Origin of the sequence: Micromonospora sp. NPDC005215 (genome assembly GCF_040607915.1) — a bacterium.
Classification (GTDB): domain Bacteria; phylum Actinomycetota; class Actinomycetes; order Mycobacteriales; family Micromonosporaceae; genus Micromonospora.
This window is the reverse complement of record NZ_JBEXHQ010000012.1, coordinates 73,629-95,641: the sequence shown is the minus strand read 5'-3', so window position 1 is coordinate 95,641 and position 22,013 is coordinate 73,629. Positions and strand designations below refer to the sequence as shown.

Here is a 22,013-nt window from a genome sequence, read left to right as displayed (position 1 = left end):
GGGCGGGCCGGTAGCGTTGGCTCCGCCGCGCGGCGCACGGGCAGCATCGACGGCTTCGAGAGAGCGGGGTGGCGTTTACCGAGCGCTACGGACACGCCCGCATCGCGAGCGGACAGCGGCAGATCCGGGTGCCAAGACGGTCAATGGCGTTCCTACCGTTCGGCGGCCAGATGTAGGCCGATGGCGATGAGAACGCCGCCGGTGGCTGTGTCGATGCGGCGGCTCAGCGTGCGGCGATGCCGCAGCCACGTTCCGATCCGACCGGCGAACACTCCGACCGCGCCGTCTACCACGAACTCCAGCGCGATCAGGATCAGCCCGAGAACGGCGAACTGGACCCAGACGGAACCGAGTGCTGGATCGACGAACTGCGGCAGAAAGGCCACCGAGAACGCGATCATCTTCGGGTTGGAGAGGTTGGTCAGGAAACCGCTGAGGTAGGCGCGCCGACCGGACACTCCGGCTGCCTCCGTCCCGGCGATCATGTCACCGCGCTGCCGAATCATCTGGATGCCGAGGTACGTCAGGTACACCGCACCGGCGATACGCAGCAATGTGAACGCTTGCGGCACCGCGGTGAACAGGGCGGTCAAACCGGCCGCCGCAACCAGCACGTGGATCGCCTCGCTGGTGGCCAGCCCCGCGGTGGCCAGCAGTCCGGCCCGCGGCCCACCGCGCATCCCGCAGCTGAGCACGAACAGCATGTCTGGGCCAGGCGCGATCATGGCAATGACCGTGACGGCGGTGAAGGCGGCAAGCAGATGCGGATCGAGCGGCATCGTCTCAGCATGCCGGGAGTCCAGCAATAGATCCATACCGTATGGCGAGCGCTGAGCATGAGCTTTTCCGATGCTCGATTATCGGCGGCTGAGCCTGTTACGTGACGTGGCGGTCACCGGCACCATTGCTGCCGCCGCCGAACGTGCCGGTTAGCCGATGTTGCTGGCCGTGCCCGAAGCCTGGCAGCCGCCGAGACCGGGGCCTTCGACCTCGCCGACTTCGCCACGACTCCCTGGGTCGCCGCGCTCACCAGCACCGGTTTCCAGGCCGCCACCGAGATGGCCTGCCGAGCAGCCGGTTTCGACCCCCGCGTCGATATCCGGGTGCACAGTTACCCGATGGTCCTGGCGATGGTCGGCGCCGGTTTTGGGGTAGGGCTCGTGCCGCAGCTCGCAGCCGTCGCGCAGCCCGGCGTGAGCTACCTGCCGATCGCCAGGCCGACTGGCCTGACGAGGCAGATATACGCCACCACCAGGCGCGCCGACCGGTCGCCGGCAGCCCGGGCACTTCACCGATACCTTTGCGACGTCCTGGCCCTGACCACCCCGAAGTAGGCGCCGCCCTGGCCGGAGCGGGGAGAGGTCTGCCGAGCTTACCGCTCAAGCGTTGAGCGTTGAGGAATCGCGGAAGCTGATGCAGGGAATCAAGGAGAGGCACCATGATTGATCTGACCGGCGCGGCCTGGCGCAAGAGCACCCGGAGCGGAGCGCAGGGCAACTGTGTGGAGGTTGCCGACAACCTCCCGGGTGTCATCGCTGTCCGGGACAGTAAGGACAAGGAGGGGCCAGCGTTGACCTTCCCTCCGACGACGTGGGGCGCGTTCGTCTCCTACGCCAAAGCAGCCAACTAGCCCGCTGAGTCTCCACAGAACGACGACCTCCCGGCTCTTCCCTCATGGCAGGTCCGGGGTTTCCGCGCCTGCCGAGCACAGAATGGCCTGCCGGGGTTCCTCGTGAACGGCAGCGTCAGAGGCAGGAGCCCGGATCGGTGCTGGTGCCGATGATCGCGAACAGCATGTGGCGGAGCAGGGCGACCTGGTCCGGACCGAAGCCGGCCATGGTGTTCCGCTCCGCCTCCTCGCTGGCGCGGGCCACCTCCGCCCGGACGTTGTCGCCGGCGGGTGTGATCTCCGGAATGCGCCTGCGGCGGTCCTGGGGGTCGGAGTGGCGTACGACGAGATTGCCCTGTTCGAGGCGATCCAGCTGGGTCATGAGGGTGGTCTTGTCGAGACCGAGCGCTCTGGCCAGCTCGACCTGGGTCAGCCCGGGGGTCTTGTCGAGCGCACTCAACACGATGTAGTCACGCAACTGGAGGCCATGCCTCTCGGCTTGTTCACCCGTCACCACGTGCATTCGTTGGGCGGCGCGGTGCAGCAGCCAGGTGATCTCGGAGTCGAGCGACGGCGCCGGACCCTCGGTCATCGCGCTGTCTCCGGGAGGAGCGGAATGCCCTCGTAGGCGCGGAGGTCGTGTGCGGGGACCACCTGCATCAGTTCGGTCAGTGCGGCCGACCGCAGGATGCCCTGTCGCACCTGCGCGGGGTCGCTGTCGGCGAGGGCGCGCAGCAGCCAGGGTCGTTCGACTCTCCGGTGGATTCCATCGAGCTGCCAGGTCAGGTCACCGATGAACGCGTAGCGCTGTCCCGATGGAAGGGTCACGAACGCGACCACGGACCCCGTCGTGTGGCCGCCGGCCAGCGCCAGCACCAGCGACCCGTCGCCGTGGACGTCGAAGCTCGTGGAAAAGCCGAGATACGCGGGGCCGTCGAAGACGTATTCGTGGATCTCGTGGCCGGGGGAGACGGCGCGGAAGACCTTGCCGTCACCGTCGCTGCCGGCGTACTCCAGCTCACCCCTGTTCATCCAGATCGGGAGGTCGAGCGAGTCCAGGCCGCTCGCGTGGTCCCAGTGCGAGTGCGTCAGGAAAACTCCGCTGAGCCTGGTGCGGTCGTAACCGCTGTCGTCGAGCTGCTGACTCACTGTCCGAGTTGCCTGGAGAGGGGCGCGGGCGAACCGCGGCTGCATGGCGACATGTGCGGCGACGTCGGCCCCGAAGCCGGCGTCGAGGAGGAAGTCACCGTTCGGGTGCGCCACGAGGATGGCGGTGGCCGCGAACTGCCGCTTGTCCCGGAACGAGCCACCGCGAACGGCAAATGCCGCTCGCGTCTCGTAGGTGCCCGTGGGGAGCTGGTAGATCGCCATGCCGGCCGGTGGCGTCGCCTCGGGAAGGGCGTCGGTCCACGGGGCGGGGGCAGGAAGCGCACTCATGACGCGATCGTACGACCTCAGATGATCCGACGCCAGATGAATATGGCCACGGGAAGTTGTCGTACACCTGTTCTAGTGTCTGCTTGTGATCGATGAGTTGGCGGGGGCGGAGAGCGCGGTGGCGACCTGCACCGATGCTTCCGCCTGGGCGCTCTCCGAGGGCGACCTGATCACGGCCCTCGACGCCACGCACCGGCTCCAGCAGCGGCTGGCGGCGGTGCGGTTGGCCCTCGTGCGGGAGGTGGATGGTCGGGGCACCGCTGTCGCGCAGGGCGCGTCCTCGACGGCCGTGTGGTTGCGGCACCGCCTGCGACTCGATGTCGCCGCCGCCCGTCGGCTGGTCGACCTGGCCGCCTCGGTCGACGCCGCCCCGGCGGGGGTGCGGGACGCTCTGGCCAGCGGGGCGGTCAGCCTGGAGCAGGCTCGGGTCATCGCCGACGCCGTCACCGCCGTGCAGACGGTCGCCGGGCCGGAGGTCGCCGACAAGGCTGTCGGTGTGCTTGTCGAATGGGCCGAGCAGTTCGATCCCACAGTGCTGCGCAAGCTCAGCACCCGCATCCTCGACCACGTCGCCCCCGAGATGGCCGACGCCGCCGCCCGCGCGGCACTGGACGCCGAGGCCGCCCGGGCAACCCGCGACCGGCACGTCACCGTCTCCGAGCAGACCGGCGGTCGGCTACGGCTCAGTGGCACCCTCGACGCGGAGACCGCCGCGCTCGTGCGCGCCGCCATCGACCCGCTCAGCGCACCCAGCGGGCCCGACGACACGCGCACTCCCGGCCAGCGCCGGCACGACGCCCTCGCCGACGTGTGCCGGCTGGTCCTGCGCACCGGTGAGCTGCCGGAGCATGGCGGCGACCCGGCCCAGCTCGTCGTCACCACTGGCTTCGACGAGCTGACGCGGCAGTTGCACGCCGGCGCGCTCGACGTCGGCCTGCGCCTCACTCCCGACACCGTGCGTCGGCTCGCCTGCGACGCCGCCATCCTGCCTGCCGTGCTGGGCGGTGCCGGTCAGGTCCTCGACGTGGGCCGGCAACGCCGCCTCGTCAGCGGCCCGCTGCGGCGTGCGCTGGTGCTGCGCGACGGAGGCTGCGCCTTTCCGGGCTGCGACCGGCCGCCCCGCTGGTGCGCCGCCCACCACATTCGACACTGGGCCGACGGCGGCCCGACCAGCCTCGACAACTCGGTGCTGCTCTGCGGCCACCACCATCGGCACCTGCACCAGACGGAGTGGGCGGTCCGGCTGGGCGACGACGGCCGACCGGATTTCGTACCGCCGGCCTGGCTCGACCCCGACCAGCTCCCGCGCCGCAACCACTACCACCGCCGGACGTAGCCGATCCCCGGCGGCCCGAACCGACCAAGGTGCGCGGCGGCTCACGGGATCCCTGCCGCCGCCGGGCGCGTCGCAGCGTCCGGGCGATCCGGTGGCCGTGCCGCCCGGATGACGGGGGTACGAGTCAGCTTGGGGTGAGGAGGCAGAACTCGTTGCCTTCCGGGTCGGTGAGGACCCTCCACGGGACCTCGCTCGGGCTCAGGTCGACGGCGGTGGCGCCGAGCGTCCGCAGCCTGGCCGCCTCGACGGCCAGCTCGTCACCCGGGTACGGGCGGACGTCGAGATGGACCCGGTTCCATCCGGTCTTCACATCGGGTGTGCGGACGAACCGCAGATATGGGCCGACGCCCTTGGCGGAGCGCAGCACCGCGCTCTGGTCGGTCACCTCGTGCACTGTCCAGTCCATGGCCTTGTCCCAGAAGTTGGCCATGGCTCGCGGATCCGCGCAGTCGACCACCACCGCGGCGATCGGCCCGGTGTCCCGGTAGAGCGGCCGGGGGTCCAGCACGCAGAACTCGTTGCCCTCCGGGTCGGCCATGACCGTCCATGGCACGTCGCCCTGGCCGACGTCGGCGAGTGTCGCGCCGAGATCCGTCAGGCGCGTGACCACCTGCGTCTGATGGGCCGCCGAGGTGGTGGCGAGGTCGACGTGCACGCGGTTCTTCACCATCTTGGGTTCCGCGGAGACGACGAGGTCGACGCAGACGGCGACCGGATCGGGATAGTCGAAGCCCTCCGGTTCGAGATTGGTCACGCCGGGCCCCTCGCTGGAGATCTCCCAGCCGAGCGCCTCCGCCCAGAAACCGCCGAGTGCGGAGTCGTCCCGAGCCTTCATGTTGATCTGCACGAGCCGCGTTGCCATGGCGACGATGCTAGGGCCGGACCGGCCGACGGCGGTGGCCACGTGTCGGCTGTGGCATCGGTGTCGGCAGTGGCGGTTAGCCTGCCGGCATGGTGAGCGCTGAGCTGGATGAGTTGATCGTCGCGGACGCCGACGCCCTGCGCGCGTGGTTGTCGGCGAACCACGCCACGTCGCCCGGTGTCTGGCTCGCCCTGACCAGGAAGGGCGGCACGGCCACGACACTGACCTGGCAGCAGGCGGTCGACGAGGGACTGTGCTTCGGCTGGATCGACGGGCAGGCCCGGAAACGGGATCAGGAGAGCTCCTGGATCCGGTTCACCCCGCGCCGGTCCCGCAGCTCCTGGTCGCAACGCAACGTGGCCCACGTGGCCCGGTTGGAGGCGCAGGGGCGAATGCTGCCCTCGGGTCGCGCCGTCGTGGAAGCCGCGAAGGCGGACGGGCGATGGTCGGCTGCCTACGCCCCGTCGTCGGAAGCCGAGGTGCCGGCCGACCTCCTCGCCGCCATCGCCGCCGAACCTGCCGCGCAGGCCATGTTCGACGTGCTCACCAAGGCCAACCGGTTCGCTCTCATCCACCGCGTCAATGCCGTCAAACGGGCGCAGACCCGCGAGCGGAAGATTGTCGAGTTCGTCGCCATGCTGGCTCGCCACGAGGCGGTCTACCCCCAGAAGGCGAGGCCGGTCTCCGGGCCGACGCCGCCGCAGGCGGGAGCCGACCCTCGGCAAAGCGATTGACTTTCGATAGGTAACGAGCGAAACTCGATGGATGGTTACAGAGCATCGAGCGGTAGCCGCTCTCAGAGTCTTTCTCGGGGTGCTGTTCGTGGTCCTGATCGGGTTCCAGACGTTCTCGCTGCCCGGGCAGTTCGCGCACATGGCCCAGGAGTCGCCGGAGCACGCCTACCTCCGGTGGCCGCTGACCGCCGTGACGGTGTTCTGGGTGCTGTGCGTCCAGGTGGTCATCGTGTCGACGTGGAAGTTGCTCAGCCTGGTCAAGAACGACCGCATCTTCACCGAAGCGTCCCTGAGGTGGGTCGACCTGATCGTGTGGGCCGTCGGCGCCGCGTGGGTGGTGCTCGTGGGTGTCTTCCTCTCCGTCGGCTTCAACGCGGACGACCCGGGCGGCCCGATCCTGCTGTTCCTGTTGACGATGGGTGTCACGGTGCTCGGGCTCCTCATGGTGGTGATGCGTGCGCTGCTGCGGCAGGCAACCACGCTGCGGACCGACATGGAGGCGGTGATCTGATGCCCATCGTCGTCCGCATCGACGTCGAGTTGGCCAAACGCAAGATGAGCGTCGGCGAGTTCGCCGAACGGGTCGGGCTCACGCCGGCCAACGTGGCGGTGCTCAAGAACGGCCGCGCCAAGGCCGTCCGCTTCAGCACGCTGGAGGCGATGTGCCGGGTACTCGGCTGCCAGCCCGGAGATCTGCTCGAGTGGATCGAGGAGGAAACCCCATGAGGTACGTCCTGACCGTCGGCGTCATTCTCGCGGTCGCCATCGGCATCGCCGGCATCGTGCTCGGCGAGGCCGACGACTCGCCTGGTCTCCAGCTCCTGGGCGTCGTGCTCGTCATCGGAGCGGTGGCATTCGGCGTCCGCACCGTCCGGGGCGGCAGCTAACCGTCCGAGGCGCGCCGGCCGGCGGCCGTCCGAGGCGTGCCGGCCGGCCTGAGCCGACCCCTCTCCTAGTAACGATCATGTAACGGGCGCGAACCTTTCCCGGTGGGTGGCCTGTCTTGATGGTCGTCGGCCCGTCAGGGCCAGGGGAGGCGTCGGATGAAGCTGGTGTGGAGGCGTGCCCGAGAGGCGCGAGGGTTGCTGGTCGCCGCGGTGATCGCGGCCCTGGTCGCCGTCGCGTTGGTCACCGGGCTGTCCGACTACAACCGTCGGGCGGTGGATGCCGGGCAGCGGGCGCTGGTGGTCGCCTCGCCAGCCGAGGAACGCGGCCTCCTGGTCAGTGGGTCGGGCGGGCGCGACGCGGCCGAGTTCGCCACCCGCGACGGGGCGGTCCGCGCCGAGTTCACCGACGGGCTCGCCGGCGTACCGGTCAGCGTCTCGGTCGCCCGGTACGGCACCGGGCGGGAGTTGACCGGCTCGCTCGGATCCGTGCCCCGTACCGGCGACGAGCCCGTCTTCGCGAACCTGGCCACCCTCGACGACCTCGCCGGGCACGCGGAGCTGACCAGCGGAGCCTGGCCCCGCCCGGGGGCGAACCCCACCCAGGTGAGCCTCCCGGAACGGGCCGCGGGTGCGCTGGGCCTCAGCGTCGGCCAACGCATCCCGGTCCGTGACCGGGCCACCGAACGGCGCGGCGAACTGGTGCTCGCCGGCACCTGGCGGCCCCGCGACCCGGCGGACGCGTACTGGCTGTTGGCCCCCGGGGTGGGGACGGGCAGCGCCGGCTCCGGCACGTCGTACGGGCCGTTCGCACTCGACCCGGCTGACTTCGCGGCCATCTTCCCCGGCTCGGTGTCGGCGTCCTGGCTCGTCGAACCGGATCTCGGCGGCGTCGACGTGGCCGATCTTCCCGCCGTGCGGAAAGCCCTCACCGAAGCGTCCGCGGCGGTGCCCGAAGCCGCCCAACTGGGCAGCTCCGTCCAGGCGGTGACCAAGATGCCGCAGCTGCTGGACCGGATCGGCCGCGCCGACCTGGTCGGCCGTTCCGCGCTGGCGACCCCGCTGCTGCTCATCCTGGTGCTCGGCGGGTACGCGCTGGTGCTGGTCGCCGCGCTCCTGCACGAGGACCGTCGCGCGCAGACCGCGCTGCTGCGTGCCCGCGGCGCCGCCCGCCGACAGTTGGCCGGCCTGGCCGCCCGCGAGGCGACCCTGGTGGTCGCCCCCGCGGTACTGCTCGCGCCGGTGATCGCCAGTGTGGCGCTGCGCTTCGTCCGACCCGGCGGTACCGAGCAACTGTCCACCGCCGGCGGCAACACCGCCCTGGTCTGGGCAGCCGCCGCGGCCACGGCCGCCGGCTGTCTGGTGGCCATGGTCGCCCCGACGCTGCGCGGCGCCGGCACCTACGTCGCCGACATGGCCGCCCGGTCCCGCCCGAACCGGGCGGCGAGCGTTCAGCGGACCAGCGTCGACCTGGTGCTCGTGGCGCTCGCCGTGCTCGCCTGGGTGCAGCTCCGCCGGTACGCCTCGCCGCTGGCCGGCTCGGGCGGCCGGCTCGGACTCGACCCGCTGCTGATCGCCGCTCCGACACTCGGCGTGCTGGCGGGCGCGGTGCTGGCGCTGCGGGTGCTGCCACCGGTCACCCGGTTCGCCGAGCGGTTCGTCGACCGGCGGCCCTGGACGGCCACCATGTTCGGCATGTGGCAGGCCGGACGCCGTCCGCACGCCGGCCCGGTGCTGCTGCTCGCCCTCGCCGTCGGTGGCAGCACCCTGGCGTGGTCCCTGATCAGCACGGGGGAGCGGTCCCAGGTCGAGCAGGCCGGTCACACGGTCGGTGCCGACCTGCGGGTCACCGAACGAGATGGGAACGCCCCGCTCACCCGGGCCGGTGAACTCGCCGCGCTGCCCAGCGTGAACCGGGCGCTGCCGGCGTGGCGCGACGACATCCGGGTCGGCCGGGATGACCTGCCGGTGAGCGTGATCGGCATCGACCCGGCCAGCGCCCCCGGGGTCGTCCGACTCGCCGACCGGCTCAGCGACGACCCGGTGTCGGAGCAGTACCAGCGGATGATCCAAGCGCGCGGTGCCACCGGGGGAGTCGAGCTGCCGCCGGGCACCCGAGCGGTCACCGGCACCGTCCGTACGCCGGTCGAGCAACCCGCCGAGCCGCACCGCGTCGCGGTGTCGTTGCTGTTGACCACCCCCGACGGGCTCGCCTTCAGGCTGCCGGCGGCCGACGCCCTGAGCACCGGGCAGGCCAGTCGGTTCACTGTCACGCTTCCGGACGTGGGCGGAGCGCCGCTGCGGCTGGCCGGCTTCGAAGCCGACACCGGGTTCGCGGGTGGCGTCTCGTACGGGTTCTCGCTGGAAGGGTTGGCGCTTGTCGACGCCACCGGCACCGCCCGGCCGGCCGAGCTGCCTGGTGACTGGACGGCGACGTGGCTTGGTGGGCCGCGCACGCTTGTGGAGTCGAGCGGTGCCGGGCTCGCCGCCAACCGCCCCGTCCAGTTGATCACTGAGGGGAGCCGGCGGGATCGACCGGCGAGCCGGTTCGTCGTCGTACCGGGAGTGGCGGGCGGACCGGTCGCCGCTGTCCCGGTGCTGATGACCCCCCGGGTACGCGATGCGCTGAGCCTGCACCTCGGCAACACCGTCGAGCTGACGCTCTCCGGGGTGACGCTGCCGGTCCACCTGGTCGGTGAACTGGACTCCGTGCCGACCACCACCGGCGAGGGCATACTGCTCGACCTGCCGGCCGCTGTCGACGCGCTGATCGGTGCCGGCGGGACGATCCGGCCGGTACCGGAGTGGTGGATCTCCGCCACCGACGCGACGGCCGCCGCCGGAGCGGCCGACGAGCTGCCGGGAGTCACCGTCCTCAACCGGGAAGCGGAGATCACCGCCGCGGCGGACGACCCGTACTGGCAGGGTTCGCGTACCGGGATGCTCGCCGCGGCGCTCGGCGCGGTGCTGCTCGCCATCGTCGGCCTGATGGTGGACGTGTGGGCAACCGCCCGACGCCGGCTCAGCGAGTTCGCGGTCCTGCACACCCTCGGCGCCACGCCCCGGCTGCTGGCTCGGGCGCTGCTGGCCGAACAGGCCTTCCTCGCGGGCATCGGCGTGGGAGTCGGTCTGCTGCTCGGCGCCGCGGTCGGAGCCACAATGGCCCCACTTGTCATCCTCACCCCGGCCGCGGGTCGGCCGATCCCCCCGGCGACGTTCGCGCTGCCGTGGGTGCCGATCGGTCTCACCGCAGTCGGTCTGCTGCTGGCGGCGCTCGCCTTCAGCGCGTTCATCGCCTCCGGCATCCGGCAGCGGGTGGCGGCGGTGCAGCTGCGAATCGGGGGAGAACGATGAGCGTCGGCGCGGTGGTCCGGCGGGTCCGGGTGTACGGCGGGCAGTTCCTGCTGCTGGCGGTGCTGACCCTGGTGGTCACGCTGCTGATCAGCGGCGTGCCCCGGCTGGTGAACCAACTCGCCCAACAGGGGCTTCGGGCGCAGCTGAACACTGAGCTGCCGGCGCGCCGGGACCTCTCGTACACCAGCGGCGTGGTGACCGCCCCCGCCCTGAAGCCGGCGATGGCCTACGCCCGCGAGCGGTTCGACGCGCTGGCCGCGGACCTGCCGCCGCAGGTCCGATCGGCGGTGAGCGAGCGGTGGTACAACGTGGACGCGGAGCCGGCCCGCGTGGTCGGGCCGGACCTCGCGGCCCGCAACCTGCTTGTCGACCTGGGTCTCCGGGGCATGCCCGGCATCCAGGACGCCAGCACCCTCGTCGAGGGGACGTGGCCGAGCGAGACGTACCTTCCCGACCGGCCGATCGAGGTGGCGCTCGATGTCGACGTGGCCGGCAAACTCAACCTGCGCACCGGCAGCCAACTGCGCATCGGCAAGGTCGATGACCAGAAGCGGTTCTACGACGCCGTCCCGCTGACGGTGGTGGGGCTGTTCCGCCCCGTCGACCGTACGGGCGGCATCTGGGACGGGCTGCCGTCGATGCTGCGGATCATCGAACCGCAGGGGGACGGTCAGCCGTTCGTCGCCTCCGGCGTGGTCGCCCAGTCGGCCCTCGACAAGCGGGCCACGGCGGGTTGGCCGATCCGGTCCAACTGGCGGTACCGGCTGGGCGCCGACAAGATCGATGCGCGGCAGCTGGACCAGCTGATCGACGGTCTCCAGAAAGCGCAGCAGAGCACGCCGGCCGACCTCTCGCTGGCCCAGGGCGTCGACATCCCGTTGCGGGCGTTCGCCGCCCAGGTGAACGCCGCCCGGACCCTGCTGGCGGTGATCGCGGCCGGCGTCCTGGCCACGCTGGCCGGGCTGATCGTGCTCGCCGCCACCCTCGCCACCCGGCGGCGCCGGGCGGAGTTCGTGCTGATCCGGGCCCGCGGCGGCGGGACCACTGCCGGCGCCCGACGAAGCCTCGCCGAGTCGCTGCTGGTGGTGCCGGTCGCCGCCGCGCTCGGCTGGTGGCTGGGGACCCTGTTCCCGGGCGCCCCGGACCCGAGCACGCCGTACGCGATCGCCGCGACCGTCCTGGTCACCCTGGCACTGCCGCTGGCCACGCTGGCCGTACCGACCGGTGGGGCGTCCCGCCGCGACCTGGTCCGGATGCGCCCGTCGACCCGCCGGCTCACCGTCGAGGTTTCCGTGTTGCTGCTCGCCGTGCTCGCCGCGGTGCTGCTGCGTCGGCGCGGCCTCACCCTCGGTGAGGTGGACCCGCTGCTGGTGTCGGTGCCGGTGCTGCTCGCGGTCGCCGCGGCGGTGCTCGCGCTGCGGGCGTACCCCTGGCCGTTGTTGCTGGTCAGCCGGCTGGCCGCGCGGACCCGGGGCAGCGTCGCCTTCCTCGGCACAGCGCGGGCCGGCCGGTCGGCGGTCGCCGCGCCGCTGATCGTCGTGGTGCTCGCGATCGGCACTGCGGCGTTCTGCGCGGTCGTCGCCGCCGGCGTCGACGCGAGCCGGGACCGGGCCGCCGAGCGGATCGTGCCCGCCGACGCGGTGATCCGAGGTGAGCGCTTCGCTCCCGACACGATCGACGAGTTGGGTCGCCTGCCGGGGGTCCGGGCCGCGACCCGGGTGCTGTTCGCGTCCGACGAGCGGCTGGCCGCCGACGAACTCGGCACCGACCCGCGGCTCGGGGAGACGGCCGTGCTGCTGATCGACGGTTCAGGGTTGGCCACGGTGGCCCGGGAATCCGCTGTGGATCTGCCGCTTCCGGCCGCACTGCGCACCGCCCGGCCCGAACCGGGTCCGGTGCCCGCGATCGTCTCGCCGGCGGTCGCCGCCGATCTCGCCAAGGCCCGACTGGACCGCTCCGCCTTCGTCTCGGTGCAGGGCCAGCGGTACGAGTTCCGGGTGGCCGGCAGCGAGGAGAGTTTCCCCCTGCTGTCGGCGAACACCGACCGGTTCGTCATCCTTCCCTGGCAGGCGCTGCCAGCGCGCACCACCACGCCCGTGGCGACCAGCCTGCTGGTCGCCGGCGATCGGCTGGACGCCGAGGCGCTGCGCCGCGCCGGCGACCAGGGACAGTCGCGGTACCAGCAGGACGGGGCGGTCACCGGGCGGGAACGCCCGCTCGGAGTCGTCGTCGACACCCGGGCCGACATCCGCCGGGACCTCGGCGCGGGCGGCGCGAACGGCGTACTGGCCTTCGGGTTCGTCGCCGGTGCCGTCGGTGGCTCCGCGCTCGGGCTGCTGGCCATCGCGTTCACCGTGCTGGCCGGCGCGCGGGCCCGCGGCCAGGTGCTGTCCCGGCTGCGTACCCTCGGCCTGTCCCGCCGGCAGTGGCGCGGGCTGCTGCTGGTCGAGCTGGCCCCGCTGGTCGGGGTGTCGGTGCTGACCGGCGCGCTGGTCGGTGCGGTGCTGCCCCTGCTGCTCAACCCGGTGCTCGGCCTGTCCGCGTTCACCAGTGGCATGCCGGTCCGGGTGGCCTTCGAGCCCGGCCTGGTGGCGGCGGTGCTCGCGCTCGGGGTGGTCGCCCTCGGCTTCGCGGTCGCCGTCGAGGCCCTGAACAACCGCCGGTTGCGCCTCGGTGAGGTGCTTCGGCTCGGAGAGGAGAGCTGAGATGACCGCTACCGCCCAGACTTCACTGGTGCCCGACCTGGCCTCCCTGCAACAGCGGGCCGCGCAACGTGCCGCCGAGCGGGCCGGCGGGCAGGACCGACTGCGCGGACACATCGTCTGCGACGGTCTGGTGCGCATCTTCAAGACCGAGGGGGTCGAGGTCGTCGCCCTCCAGGGGCTCGACCTGGTCATCGACCGGGGGGAGCTGGTGGCGATCGTCGGCGCGTCCGGCTCGGGCAAGTCGACCCTGCTCAACATCCTCTCCGGCCTGGACACGCCCACCGCCGGCATCGCCCGGGTGGCCGACTACGACCTGCTCTCACTGTCCACCAAGCGGCGGCTGAGCTACCGGCGAGAACTGGTCGGCTTCGTCTGGCAGCAGACCGGCCGCAACCTGCTGCCGTACCTCACCGCTGTGGAAAACGTCGAGCTGCCGATGCAGTTGGCCGGCAAACGCGGCGGCAAGGCCCGCCGGGAGCGGGCCCGGGAACTGCTCGACATGGTCGGTGTGGGTTACTGCGCGGACCGTCGGCCGGGGCAGCTCAGCGGCGGCGAGCAGCAGCGGTGCGCGGTCGCGGTGGCGGTGGCCAACGACCCGGAGGTGCTCTTCGCCGACGAGCCGACCGGTGAACTGGACGAGGCGACCGGCGCCGAGGTCTTCGCGGCGCTGCGCACCATCAACGCCGAGCTGGGCGTGACCATCGTGGTCGTGACCCACGACCACGCAGTGGCCACGCAGGTCCGTCGGACCGTCGCGATCCGCGACGGCCGGACCGCCTCCGAGGTACGCCGAACCGCCCGGATCGACGCGGACGGCAACACCGAGCTGGTCAGCGAGGAGTACGCGGTGCTGGACCGCAACGGCCGGATGCAGCTACCTGCCGCATTCGTCGACGCGCTCGCGCTGAAGGAGCGGGTCCGGCTCGATCTGGAGCCGGATCACGTGCAGGTACGGCCCGGCGACCGGGCCTCGGACGAGCGGGGAGCACGGGCATGAGCCGTCGGGACATGGTGGTGACCGGTGCGGCCGGGTTCGGCGGTGGACCCGCCGCGCAACCGGCCGAGGTGCTCCGGGTCAGCGGTGTGAGCCGTACCTTCGGCCGGGGCGAGCACGCCGTGCACGCGGTGCGGGACGTCTCGTTCAGTGCCAACCGGGGCGAGCTGGTCGCCATCCGGGGCCGGTCCGGGGCCGGCAAGACCACGCTGCTGAACCTGATCGGCGGTCTCGACCGGCCGGACAGCGGTCAGGTGGTGGTGGCCGGGCACGAGGTGACAGCGGCCGGCGAGGCGGAACTGTTGCAGCTGCGCCGGGGCACCGTCGGGTTCGTGTTCCAGACCTTCGGGCTGGTGCCGATCCTCTCCGCCGCCGAGAACGTGGGGGTGCCGTTGCGGCTGGCGCAGGTGCCGGCCGCCGAGCGGGAGCAGCGGGTCGCGGTGCTGCTGGAGCTGGTCGGCCTGGGCGGACACGCGGCCCAGCGCCCGTACGAGCTCTCCGGTGGGCAGCAGCAGCGGGTTGCGGTCGCCCGAGCGCTGGCCAACGAGCCGGATCTGCTCATCGCCGACGAGCCCACGGGTCAGCTCGACTCGGAGACCGGTCGGTCCATCATGGACCTGCTGCGCGCGGTGGTGCACGCGCGTGGCATGACCGCGCTGGTGGCCACGCACGACCCGGCCCTGATCGACCTCGCCGACCGGGTGCTCGTGCTGCGCGACGGTCGCCTGGTCGACGGCTGACCGCCGCGCCTCGGCGGTGGCGGCGGGCGGTGGCGGCGTGCGGTGACCGGGACGGTGGCGGCGGTCGGTGGCGGCTGCGGGCTGCGGCGCCGTGGGTCGTGCGTCGCGGTCCGCGCCACCGATGGGGTGTGGTCGCTGCCTGTAGAGCTGCCCCAGATGTGGGGCGGCGGCCCGGGTGTGGGGCGGCGGTCGGGGTGTGGGGCGGTGGCCCGGGTGTGGGGCGGCGGCCGGGTGTGGGGCGGTGGCCCGGGTGTGGGGCGGCGGCCGGGTGTGGGGCGGCGCCCCGGGTGTGGGGCAGCTCTACAGGCGCTGAGGGGCGACTCCGGGACCCGGGGCGCGCGAGGTCGTCCTCCTACTTCGCCTGGTCGGGCCGGTCGTGCCTGGGCCGGTTACCACCCATGCGGCCGCTGGGGAGGGCGCCGGCGAGCGGGATCAGCAGGTAGCCCAGCAGGGCCAGGACGAGACCGGCGCCCGGCCCGGTCGACAGCAGTTCCTCATCGACGTAGGGGTCTTCGGCCTCGAAATACCAGTACACCCCGGTGATGCTGCCGCAGGCGAGCGCGTTGGAGACGAGCATTCCCAGGCTGGCCTGCCGCCAGACCCAGCGGGCCGGGCCGACGTTGACGAGCGACTGCACTGCGAAGACGGCAGCGATCACCGCGAACGGTAGCGCCCAGCCGAGCGCCTTCGAGCCCACTGTGACGTCCACCCGATCCGGATAGACGGTGCGCCAGGCGGGCAGCCAGAACGCGACGACGACCAGAAGGACGCCGGCCGTCAGAATCGCCCAGCCCGTCCGCCGCCATCCTGGGCGGGGCTGCGAGCCAGCGGGCATCGTCGGCTCGTCCACGGCAGCGAATGTAGACCGGCCGGCTCGGTTTCCGCTGCCCGCCGGTGGGTGTCACGACGCCTCAGAGCGCGAGCTTCATGCCCTCGTGGCTGGCCACGAAGCCGAGGCCCAGATAGAAACGGTGCGCGTCCGCTCGGGACTTGTCCGTGGTGAGCTGCACCAGCGCGCAGCCACGCTCGCGGGCCTGGTCGACGGCCCAGCTCATCAGGTCTCGGCCCAGCCCCTGGCCGCGCCGGTCGGAGCGGATCCGGACCGACTCGATCAGGGAGCGCTCGCTGCCGTGCCGACCGAGGCCGGGGATGTAGGTGATCTGGAGGCAGCCGACCAGTTCGGCGTCCTGCTCGGCCACGATGAGCTGGTTGCGCGGGTCCGCGGTGATGTCCGCGAACGCCTTCTCGTAGGCCTCGTCGACCTCGGTGAAGTCGCGGGCCTTGCCCAGGACGTCGTCGGCGAGCAGGGCGATGACGGCGGGCAGGTCGGCCCGGACCGCCTCCCGGAAGGTCACGTCGGTCATGCGGTGAGCCTGGCACAGCGAACCCGACCGATGGTTCGTGCCACTTGCGGGCAACGGGCAGCATGAGGCGGCATGGAGCTAGTGCTGCTGCCGTTCCGCTGGATATACCGGGCGTTGGTGTGGTTCGCCAACTCGCCCCGCACGCTGATCACCTCGTACCTGTTGATGATCGTGGTGGCCGGGGTCATCTACGGGGAGGTTGAGCAGCGAAGCCCGGCCGACGCCGTCTGGTGGGCGGTGGTCACCGCCTCGACCGTCGGGTACGGCGACATCTCACCGACGACCTGGGCGGGCCGTACGTTGGCCGCGTTGCTCATCTCGACAATGGTGCTGCTGGTCATCCCGCTGATCACCGCACACTTCGCGAGCCGGCTCATCGTCGACGACAACGCGTTCGAGCATGAGGAGCAGGAGCAGCTCAAGGCCGACGTGCGCCGGATGCGGGCGCTGCTGGAGGAGTTGGCCGCCCGGCAGGGGATCGAGGTGCCCCCGCTGCCGCCGGCCCCGCCGGTCAGCGAGCCGGGCAGCGTAGGCCCTCCCGGGGCACGGTCAGGTCGAGCAGGTAGGCGTCGACCGCGGCGGTGATGCAGGACGTCTGCGGGTACGCCGTGTGCCCCTCGCCCTCCCAGGTGAGCACCCGGCCGACGCCGAGCATCGAGGCGAGCCGGCCGGTCTGCTCGTAGGGCGTCGCCGGGTCGCCAGTGGTGCCGACCACCACGATCGGCGGTGCGCCGTTCGCCCGACCGGTCGGGTACGGGTCACGCCCACCCGGCCACTCGACGCAGCTCAGCATGCCGACCGCCAGCGCCGGCCCGAACAGCGGATACTTCCCCCGCCAGTCCGCCTGCAACTGCCGGATCTGCTCCCGGCTGGGCTTTTCCGTCTCGTCCGCGCAGTTGATGGCCAGGTTGGCGTCGAACAGGTTCGAGTAACGCCCATCGTCGCCCCGGCCGGCGTAGGCGTCGGCGAGCCGGAACACGTCCTTCGGGTCGCCCTCGGCCAGATGGTCGATCGCCTGGGCCAGCTCCTGCCAGCCGGATTCGGTGTAGAGCGACGAGATGACAGCGTAGAACACCCAGCCGGCGGTGGCTTCCCTCCCGCCGGCGCCGCGTACCGGGGAGACCTTGGCCTTGTCGATGGCCGAGGTGACGGCGGCCCGCGCGTCCGGGGCGATCGGGCACCGGCCGGCGTTCGCCGTGCACCAGCGAGTGAAGTTGGTGAAGGCCCGCTCGAAGCCGCGGGCCTGGCTCTCCGAACCCTCCACCAGCCGCTGCTGCGGGTCGACGGCCCCGTCGAGCACCAGCGCCCGCACCCGCTGCGGGTAGAGCTGGGCGTACGTGGCGCCGAGCAGCGTGCCGTAGGAGTAGCCCAGGTAGGTGAGCCTGTCGTCACCCACCGCGGCGCGCACCGCGTCCATGTCGCGGGCAGCCTGCTCGGTGCCGTACAACGGCAACTGGTCCCCGTACCGGTCGCCGCAGCCGCGCCCGATCCGCTGGCTCAGACCGACGAAGCCGTCGAACTCCGACTGGCTCGCCGGGTCCGGGTCGAAACCGAAGCTGGCGTCCAGGTCGGCGTCGGAGATGCACTTCACCGGGCTGGACCGGGAAACCCCCCTAGGGTCGAAACCGACGATGTCGAAGCGCTCGGTGATCGAGCTGGGCAGCCCGCCGAACTGGGGGCCGAACGACAGGTAGACGGCGGTGTCGACGCCGGAGCCGCCGGGGCCGCCCGGGTTGAGCACCAGTGAGCCGATCCGGTCGCGCTGTTTCGTGGAGCGGGCCCGCAGCAGGGCGATCTCGAAGGTCTCCCCGGCGCCCGGGCCGGCGCTCGCCCCGCCGCCGGTGCCCCAGTCGCGGGGCACCGCGATCCGGGCACAGTCGTAGCGCATGCCCGGCGCGCCGCGCCCGACCAGGTCGTCGGGCACCTCGGGGCAGGGCCGCCAGGCGGGCGCGCTGCCGGTCGGCGCGGCCGCGCCCTCCACCTCGGTGCGTGGCGCGAACGCCGGCAGCGTGCAACCGGCGGTGAGCAGCGCCGCGACGGTGAATGCGGCCAGCGTGCGACGGACCCGGCGACTGGTCGCCAGCCGAGGCTGATGGGCGGTGCGGATCACGTGCTCCTCCGGGGTCGAGTCGACGGCCAGGCTACGCCGAGCCATTGGCGGCCCGGTCCACGGTGGCCGCCGGGTCACCGCGCAGCACCTGGTCCACATCGAAGCGGATCGGCCGGTCGAGCTGGTCGTAACGGCACGACCGGGGATCGCGGTCCGGACGCCAGCGGACGAACCGTGCGGTGTGCCGGAACCGCTCGCCCTCCATCGCGTCGTAGCCCACCTCGACCACCAGCTCCGGGCGGACCGGCTCCCACTCCAGGTTCTTCGTGCCGGTCCACCGGCTCACCCCACCGGGGATGCGTTGGCCGCGCTCGTGGTCGCCGTGCACCCACGGATGCTCGCCGCCGGTGTCCCGGTAGGGGGCCAGCTCGTCGAGCAGCTCGGCGCGACGGGCCATGGTGAACGACGCGCTCACCCCCACGTGGTGCAGGACCCCGGCATCGTCGTACAGACCGAGCAGCAGCGAACCCACCACCGGGCCGGACTTGTGCCAGCGGAAGCCGGCCACCACCGCGTCCGCGGTGCGGGTGTGCTTGACCTTGAACATCAGCCGCTTGCCCGGCTCGTACGGCAGGTCGGCCGGCTTGACGATCAAACCGTCCAGCCCGGCGCCCTCGAAGACGTCGAACCAACGGCGGGCGGTGTCGGGATCGGTGGTGACCTGGGTGACGTGCATCGGCGGGCGCACTCCGGCCAGCGCCTCGACCAACCGCTTCCGGCGAAGCGGGTAGGGCTGGTCGAGCAGCGCCTCGTCGCCGATGGCCAGCAGGTCGAACGCGACGAAATCGGCAGGTGTGGTCTCGGCCAGCATCTGCACCCGGGACGCGGCCGGGTGGATGCGCTGGGCCAGCAACTCGAAATCCAACCGGGGCTGGCCGCTCGGCCCATCGCGCCGGATGACGATCAACTCACCGTCGACCGCGCACCGCTCGGGCAACTGCCGGCGGGCCTGATCGACCACCTCCGGGAAATAGCGGGTCATCGACTTGCCGCCCCGGCTGGACAGCTCGACCTCGTCACCGTCGCGGAAGACGATGCACCGGAACCCGTCCCACTTGGGCTCGTAGGTCACGCCGGACGCGGTGGGGAGCTTGGCGACACTCTTGGCCAGCATCGGCTCGACCGGAGGATTGATCGGCAGGTCCACGGCGACCAGTCAATCAGACGGCACCGACAGCCGTGAGGCAGATCACCGTGGGTGCTGGTGCGGCGTGTCCGCCCCCGCGCCACTCGTCCCGACCGGGCGAATCGGATAACCGCAGGTCAGAGCTAGTTTCGCGAGGTGTCCGAGTGGGTCTGTGACTGCTGCGGGCGGTGGCGGGTGAGCGTCGAGCTGATCCGGGGCCGCTACCGCTACCGGCTGACCCGCCGCTACCCGCAGCGGTTCGGTGGCGGCCGGAACGTGCTCGGCGAGGTCGGTTCGGTGCCTGAGCTGGAGGAACTGCTGCGGCTGCGTACCCCGCTGAGCCTGGCCGATCTCCGCGAAGCCGCCTGATCCCGTCGAGGTTGCGCGCGGGTGTCACGATCCACCCGGCGGCCTCGTCCGCACCCGTGGGGGTGCGCGACGGCGCCGCCAGGGAGGGGACGTGATGCGGTTCGAAGCCACGGCGGAGATCGCCGCCGACGTCGAGCAGGTCTGGGCGGTGCTTGTCGACGTGGAGCGCTGGCCGGAGTGGACGGCCTCGGTTTCCCGGGTCGAGCGGGGGGAGCCGGGGCTCCTCGCCGTCGGCGCGACCGCCCGGTTGACCCAGCCGAAGCTACGGCCGGCGGTGTGGCGGGTCACCGAGCTGACCGAGGGACGGGAGTTCACCTGGGTCTCCGACACCCCGGGGGTACGCACCGGCGGGGAGCACCGGCTGCTGCCGCTGCCCGACGGGCGTACCCGGGTCGAGCTGGCCATCGCCCAGTCCGGGCCGCTGGCCGGCGTGATCGGCCGGCTGTACGGCGGCCTGCTCCGGCGCTACCTGCGCCTGGAGGCCGACGGTCTCAAGCGCCGGTGCGAGCGGTGGCCGAGCTGACGTACCCGGAGGTGGGGGCGACCCGGCACGGGCCGCTGCCCGGCGGGTACCACCCGCTCAGTACCGTGCGAACGAGCGGATCGGGGCGCGCGGACCATACTTCGGCGCGCGGAGACCGGCGGCCCCCAGCAGCAGACAGACCCGACCCCGGTGCCCGCGGAACGGCTCCAACAGGGCCAACATCCGGGCGTCGTCGCCTCTCGGCTCGCCGGCGAGCGCCCAGGCCACCGTGTTCGGGACGTGGTAGTCGCCGACGCTGACCGCGTCCGGGTCCCCGTACGCGACCCGGACCACCTCGGCGGCCGTCCACGGCCCGATGCCCGGAATGGCGGTCAGCCGACGGGTGGCGTCGGCGGCGTCGGTGCTGCGCTCCAACCGGTCGGCGAGCGCGGCGGCGCGGCGCAGCGTGTCGGCCCGACGTTGTTCCACGCCGAACGGGTGGAACACCCAGTACGGGGTGGCCGCCACCGCGGCGGCCTCGGGTGGCAGCAGCAGCGACGGCAACGGGCCGGGCGCCGGCTCCCGGAAATGCCGCACGGTCGCCTCGTACGCCCGGTACGCCTCCTTGACGGTGACCTTCTGCTCGAAGACCACGCGCAGCAGCCGGGGGAAGACCTGCCCGGTGCGGGGCATCCGCAGCCCCCGGTGCTCCCGAGCCAGCCGGGCCACCAGCGGGTGCGCCCCGGCCAGCTCGGCGAAGCCGGTCAGGTCGTCGTGCAGCCCGGCGATCGCGTCGGCCCGTGCCACCACGTGCGCGGCGCCCGGCCCGTAGCCCTCGGCGAGCAGGTCACCGGCGACCGGCCGCAGCGCCAGGGTGGCCGGCCCGTCCGGGGTGCGGGTGGCCCACCAGAAAGCGCCGGCGACGACGCGTGCGCACGGGTCGTACGGGGTGAAGGTCAGCGCCCGGACCGACGCCGCCAGCCGGTAGCCGACCGGCGGGCGCAGCACCCGGGTCGCGGCGGGTTCGGTATCGGTCACCCCGCCACTCTGCCAGGTCGCGGCCTGGCCACGGCCACCGCCGGCCCGCACGGACACGGCGGTGGCCGGCCGCGCCCTCCCCGGCTGCGACCGGCCACCGTGCCCGCGTGGCGTCTGGGATCAGTACGAGTAGCCCGAGCCCCCGGCGTCGTTGGCGCCGCTGTCCGCGGGCGGCGCGACCGCCTTCGGCGTGGAGGTGGGCAGGCAGCTGAGGTTCTTCTTGCCGTCCGGCTGGACCACGAACCAGGTGCCACCAACCGCCTGGCCCTTCCACTGGCCGGGCTTCTTGTCGCCGATGTAGCGGTAGACCGGCCAGCCGGCGATGGTGAGCTGACGGGTGCCGTCCTGGCGGGTCACGCTGCTGACCTTGTCGTCGGAGACGCCGGTGAGCTGCGGGTTGCCGTCGGTCAGCGCCGGGGGCCACACCTCGGCGCACTTGTCGACGCAGTTCGACGACGGCGGGTCGGCGGTGTCCTTGTCGAAGCGGTACAGGATCCAGCCGTCCTGGTCGGTGACGACCTTGCCCATTCGGGCGACGCTCTTGCCGACCAGCTTCTCGGTCAAATCTACGTTCGCGGGCGGCGCGTCGGCGGCTGGCGCCTCCGCGGACGCCGACGCCTCGGCTTCAGCCGACGCGCTGGGCTCGGCCGCGGCGACGGCGACCGGCTCGGCCGCGCTCGAGTTCGCCCCGTCGTAACCTGCGGGAGCGCAGGCCGTTAGTGCGATCATCGCGCTCGCGACGATGACGGTCCGCTTCATCTGTGCCACGTGCCCTCCTCATTCTTGGTAGTTCACCCATAGGTACGGAAGGCGGGCTGTCAAGGTTGAAGTAGTAACAGTGGTCAATTTCACCTGAATTGGTTGAACCGATTCGAGTGGGAATGCGTA

24 protein-coding genes are annotated in these 22,013 nt (G+C 72.2%); 14 read left to right on the top strand and 10 right to left on the bottom strand.

Features of this window, described 5'->3' with window-relative positions; translation table 11 throughout:
* Nucleotides 1–152: 152 nt before the first annotated feature.
* Nucleotides 153–779 (bottom strand): LysE family translocator, encoded by a 627-nt coding sequence (locus ABZU25_RS12335; RefSeq protein ID WP_355029402.1) that lies wholly within the window; start codon nt 777–779, stop codon nt 153–155.
* Nucleotides 780–959: 180 nt separating this feature from the next.
* Between ABZU25_RS12335 and ABZU25_RS12330 the strand changes: the two genes are divergently transcribed.
* Nucleotides 960–1,334, top strand: a complete 375-nt coding sequence (locus ABZU25_RS12330; protein WP_355029444.1) for a LysR substrate-binding domain-containing protein — start codon at nt 960–962, stop codon at nt 1,332–1,334.
* A 104-nt stretch (nt 1,335–1,438) separates the two neighbouring features.
* The gene (locus ABZU25_RS12325; RefSeq protein WP_355029401.1) at nt 1,439–1,630 is read left to right on the top strand and encodes a DUF397 domain-containing protein; all 192 of its coding nucleotides are present in this window, start codon (nt 1,439–1,441) and stop codon (nt 1,628–1,630) included.
* Nucleotides 1,631–1,745: 115 nt separating this feature from the next.
* On the opposite strand, the gene ABZU25_RS12320 is transcribed toward ABZU25_RS12325, so the two are convergent.
* Nucleotides 1,746–2,201 (bottom strand): MarR family winged helix-turn-helix transcriptional regulator, encoded by a 456-nt coding sequence (locus ABZU25_RS12320; RefSeq protein ID WP_355029400.1) that lies wholly within the window; start codon nt 2,199–2,201, stop codon nt 1,746–1,748.
* The gene (locus ABZU25_RS12315) at nt 2,198–3,046 is read right to left on the bottom strand and encodes an MBL fold metallo-hydrolase (protein ID WP_355029399.1); all 849 of its coding nucleotides are present in this window, start codon (nt 3,044–3,046) and stop codon (nt 2,198–2,200) included. Before ABZU25_RS12315 ends, ABZU25_RS12320 begins: the two co-directional genes overlap by 4 nt.
* 85 nt (nt 3,047–3,131) lie before the next feature.
* Here ABZU25_RS12315 and ABZU25_RS12310 point away from each other — a divergent pair, with 85 nt between their 5' ends.
* Nucleotides 3,132–4,382, top strand: coding sequence for a DUF222 domain-containing protein (locus ABZU25_RS12310; RefSeq protein ID WP_355029398.1), 1,251 nt, complete (start codon nt 3,132–3,134; stop codon nt 4,380–4,382).
* A 124-nt stretch (nt 4,383–4,506) separates the two neighbouring features.
* On the opposite strand, the gene ABZU25_RS12305 is transcribed toward ABZU25_RS12310, so the two are convergent.
* On the bottom strand, nt 4,507–5,244 hold the full coding sequence (locus tag ABZU25_RS12305) for a VOC family protein (protein WP_355029397.1): 738 nt from the start codon (nt 5,242–5,244) through the stop codon (nt 4,507–4,509).
* Nucleotides 5,245–5,333: 89 nt separating this feature from the next.
* Between ABZU25_RS12305 and ABZU25_RS12300 the strand changes: the two genes are divergently transcribed.
* The 8 genes from ABZU25_RS12300 (at nt 5,334) to ABZU25_RS12265 (ending at nt 14,655) form a co-directional block, all read left to right on the top strand.
* A complete protein-coding gene (locus ABZU25_RS12300) occupies nt 5,334–5,978 on the top strand; it encodes a YdeI/OmpD-associated family protein (RefSeq protein ID WP_355029396.1) in 645 nt (214 codons plus the stop codon).
* Nucleotides 5,979–6,009: 31 nt separating this feature from the next.
* The gene (locus ABZU25_RS12295) at nt 6,010–6,489 is read left to right on the top strand and encodes a DUF2975 domain-containing protein (protein ID WP_355029395.1); all 480 of its coding nucleotides are present in this window, start codon (nt 6,010–6,012) and stop codon (nt 6,487–6,489) included.
* Complete coding sequence (locus ABZU25_RS12290) at nt 6,489–6,704, top strand: helix-turn-helix transcriptional regulator (RefSeq protein WP_355029394.1); 216 nt, start codon at nt 6,489–6,491, stop codon at nt 6,702–6,704. Before ABZU25_RS12295 ends, ABZU25_RS12290 begins: the two co-directional genes overlap by 1 nt.
* On the top strand, nt 6,701–6,865 hold the full coding sequence (locus ABZU25_RS12285) for a hypothetical protein (protein WP_355029393.1): 165 nt from the start codon (nt 6,701–6,703) through the stop codon (nt 6,863–6,865). The genes ABZU25_RS12290 and ABZU25_RS12285 overlap by 4 nt, the downstream gene beginning before the upstream one ends.
* 156 nt (nt 6,866–7,021) lie before the next feature.
* Nucleotides 7,022–10,216 carry an ABC transporter permease gene (locus ABZU25_RS12280; RefSeq protein ID WP_355029392.1) on the top strand — a complete coding sequence of 1,065 codons (3,195 nt, stop codon included), beginning with the start codon at nt 7,022–7,024 and terminating at the stop codon, nt 10,214–10,216.
* A complete protein-coding gene (locus ABZU25_RS12275) occupies nt 10,213–12,921 on the top strand; it encodes an FtsX-like permease family protein (RefSeq protein ID WP_355029391.1) in 2,709 nt (902 codons plus the stop codon). The genes ABZU25_RS12280 and ABZU25_RS12275 overlap by 4 nt, the downstream gene beginning before the upstream one ends.
* Nucleotide 12,922: 1 nt before the next feature.
* On the top strand, nt 12,923–13,918 hold the full coding sequence (locus ABZU25_RS12270; RefSeq protein WP_355029390.1) for an ABC transporter ATP-binding protein: 996 nt from the start codon (nt 12,923–12,925) through the stop codon (nt 13,916–13,918).
* An 11-nt stretch (nt 13,919–13,929) separates the two neighbouring features.
* On the top strand, nt 13,930–14,655 hold the full coding sequence (locus ABZU25_RS12265) for an ABC transporter ATP-binding protein (RefSeq protein ID WP_355029443.1): 726 nt from the start codon (nt 13,930–13,932) through the stop codon (nt 14,653–14,655).
* A gap of 352 nt (nt 14,656–15,007) precedes the next feature.
* Here the strand turns inward: ABZU25_RS12265 and ABZU25_RS12260 are convergent, their stop codons facing one another.
* Nucleotides 15,008–15,505, bottom strand: coding sequence for a hypothetical protein (locus ABZU25_RS12260; protein ID WP_355029389.1), 498 nt, complete (start codon nt 15,503–15,505; stop codon nt 15,008–15,010).
* Nucleotides 15,506–15,566: 61 nt separating this feature from the next.
* Nucleotides 15,567–16,019 (bottom strand): GNAT family N-acetyltransferase, encoded by a 453-nt coding sequence (locus ABZU25_RS12255; RefSeq protein WP_355029388.1) that lies wholly within the window; start codon nt 16,017–16,019, stop codon nt 15,567–15,569.
* A gap of 72 nt (nt 16,020–16,091) precedes the next feature.
* Here ABZU25_RS12255 and ABZU25_RS12250 point away from each other — a divergent pair, with 72 nt between their 5' ends.
* The gene (locus tag ABZU25_RS12250) at nt 16,092–16,604 is read left to right on the top strand and encodes a potassium channel family protein (RefSeq protein ID WP_355029387.1); all 513 of its coding nucleotides are present in this window, start codon (nt 16,092–16,094) and stop codon (nt 16,602–16,604) included.
* Here ABZU25_RS12250 and ABZU25_RS12245 read toward each other — a convergent pair.
* Together ABZU25_RS12245 and ABZU25_RS12240 are read right to left on the bottom strand one after the other, a co-directional pair.
* Nucleotides 16,531–18,174, bottom strand: coding sequence for an alpha/beta hydrolase (locus tag ABZU25_RS12245; RefSeq protein WP_355029386.1), 1,644 nt, complete (start codon nt 18,172–18,174; stop codon nt 16,531–16,533). The genes ABZU25_RS12250 and ABZU25_RS12245 overlap by 74 nt on opposite strands.
* Nucleotides 18,161–19,276 (bottom strand): ATP-dependent DNA ligase, encoded by a 1,116-nt coding sequence (locus ABZU25_RS12240; protein ID WP_355029385.1) that lies wholly within the window; start codon nt 19,274–19,276, stop codon nt 18,161–18,163. The genes ABZU25_RS12245 and ABZU25_RS12240 overlap by 14 nt, the downstream gene beginning before the upstream one ends.
* 135 nt (nt 19,277–19,411) lie before the next feature.
* Between ABZU25_RS12240 and ABZU25_RS12235 the strand changes: the two genes are divergently transcribed.
* Together ABZU25_RS12235 and ABZU25_RS12230 are read left to right on the top strand one after the other, a co-directional pair.
* A complete protein-coding gene (locus tag ABZU25_RS12235; protein ID WP_355029384.1) occupies nt 19,412–19,624 on the top strand; it encodes a hypothetical protein in 213 nt (70 codons plus the stop codon).
* A gap of 94 nt (nt 19,625–19,718) precedes the next feature.
* Nucleotides 19,719–20,147: an SRPBCC family protein gene (locus ABZU25_RS12230; RefSeq protein WP_355029383.1), complete on the top strand. Its 429-nt coding sequence runs from the start codon at nt 19,719–19,721 to the stop codon at nt 20,145–20,147.
* A gap of 57 nt (nt 20,148–20,204) precedes the next feature.
* Here the strand turns inward: ABZU25_RS12230 and ABZU25_RS12225 are convergent, their stop codons facing one another.
* Both ABZU25_RS12225 and ABZU25_RS12220 read right to left on the bottom strand, forming a co-directional pair.
* Nucleotides 20,205–21,125, bottom strand: coding sequence for a DNA-3-methyladenine glycosylase 2 family protein (locus ABZU25_RS12225; protein ID WP_355029382.1), 921 nt, complete (start codon nt 21,123–21,125; stop codon nt 20,205–20,207).
* 120 nt (nt 21,126–21,245) lie between these two features.
* Nucleotides 21,246–21,893 carry a hypothetical protein gene (locus ABZU25_RS12220; RefSeq protein WP_355029381.1) on the bottom strand — a complete coding sequence of 216 codons (648 nt, stop codon included), beginning with the start codon at nt 21,891–21,893 and terminating at the stop codon, nt 21,246–21,248.
* Nucleotides 21,894–22,013 lie beyond the last annotated feature (120 nt).

Bases quoted from the DNA above. Each gene is read 5' to 3' on its own strand.
- ABZU25_RS12335 (WP_355029402.1), bottom strand. From the start codon at position 779: ATGCCGCTCGATCCGCATCTGCTTGCCGCCTTCACCGCCGTCACGGTC.
- ABZU25_RS12325 (WP_355029401.1), top strand. From the start codon at position 1,439: ATGATTGATCTGACCGGCGCGGCCTGGCGCAAGAGCACCCGGAGCGGA.
- ABZU25_RS12320 (WP_355029400.1), bottom strand. From the start codon at position 2,201: ATGACCGAGGGTCCGGCGCCGTCGCTCGACTCCGAGATCACCTGGCTG.
- ABZU25_RS12315 (WP_355029399.1), bottom strand. From the start codon at position 3,046: ATGAGTGCGCTTCCTGCCCCCGCCCCGTGGACCGACGCCCTTCCCGAG.
- ABZU25_RS12305 (WP_355029397.1), bottom strand. From the start codon at position 5,244: ATGGCAACGCGGCTCGTGCAGATCAACATGAAGGCTCGGGACGACTCC.
- ABZU25_RS12300 (WP_355029396.1), top strand. From the start codon at position 5,334: ATGGTGAGCGCTGAGCTGGATGAGTTGATCGTCGCGGACGCCGACGCC.
- ABZU25_RS12295 (WP_355029395.1), top strand. From the start codon at position 6,010: ATGGTTACAGAGCATCGAGCGGTAGCCGCTCTCAGAGTCTTTCTCGGG.
- ABZU25_RS12290 (WP_355029394.1), top strand. From the start codon at position 6,489: ATGCCCATCGTCGTCCGCATCGACGTCGAGTTGGCCAAACGCAAGATG.
- ABZU25_RS12285 (WP_355029393.1), top strand. From the start codon at position 6,701: ATGAGGTACGTCCTGACCGTCGGCGTCATTCTCGCGGTCGCCATCGGC.
- ABZU25_RS12280 (WP_355029392.1), top strand. From the start codon at position 7,022: ATGAAGCTGGTGTGGAGGCGTGCCCGAGAGGCGCGAGGGTTGCTGGTC.
- ABZU25_RS12275 (WP_355029391.1), top strand. From the start codon at position 10,213: ATGAGCGTCGGCGCGGTGGTCCGGCGGGTCCGGGTGTACGGCGGGCAG.
- ABZU25_RS12270 (WP_355029390.1), top strand. From the start codon at position 12,923: ATGACCGCTACCGCCCAGACTTCACTGGTGCCCGACCTGGCCTCCCTG.
- ABZU25_RS12265 (WP_355029443.1), top strand. From the start codon at position 13,930: ATGGTGGTGACCGGTGCGGCCGGGTTCGGCGGTGGACCCGCCGCGCAA.
- ABZU25_RS12255 (WP_355029388.1), bottom strand. From the start codon at position 16,019: ATGACCGACGTGACCTTCCGGGAGGCGGTCCGGGCCGACCTGCCCGCC.
- ABZU25_RS12250 (WP_355029387.1), top strand. From the start codon at position 16,092: ATGGAGCTAGTGCTGCTGCCGTTCCGCTGGATATACCGGGCGTTGGTG.
- ABZU25_RS12245 (WP_355029386.1), bottom strand. From the start codon at position 18,174: ATGGCTCGGCGTAGCCTGGCCGTCGACTCGACCCCGGAGGAGCACGTG.
- ABZU25_RS12230 (WP_355029383.1), top strand. From the start codon at position 19,719: ATGCGGTTCGAAGCCACGGCGGAGATCGCCGCCGACGTCGAGCAGGTC.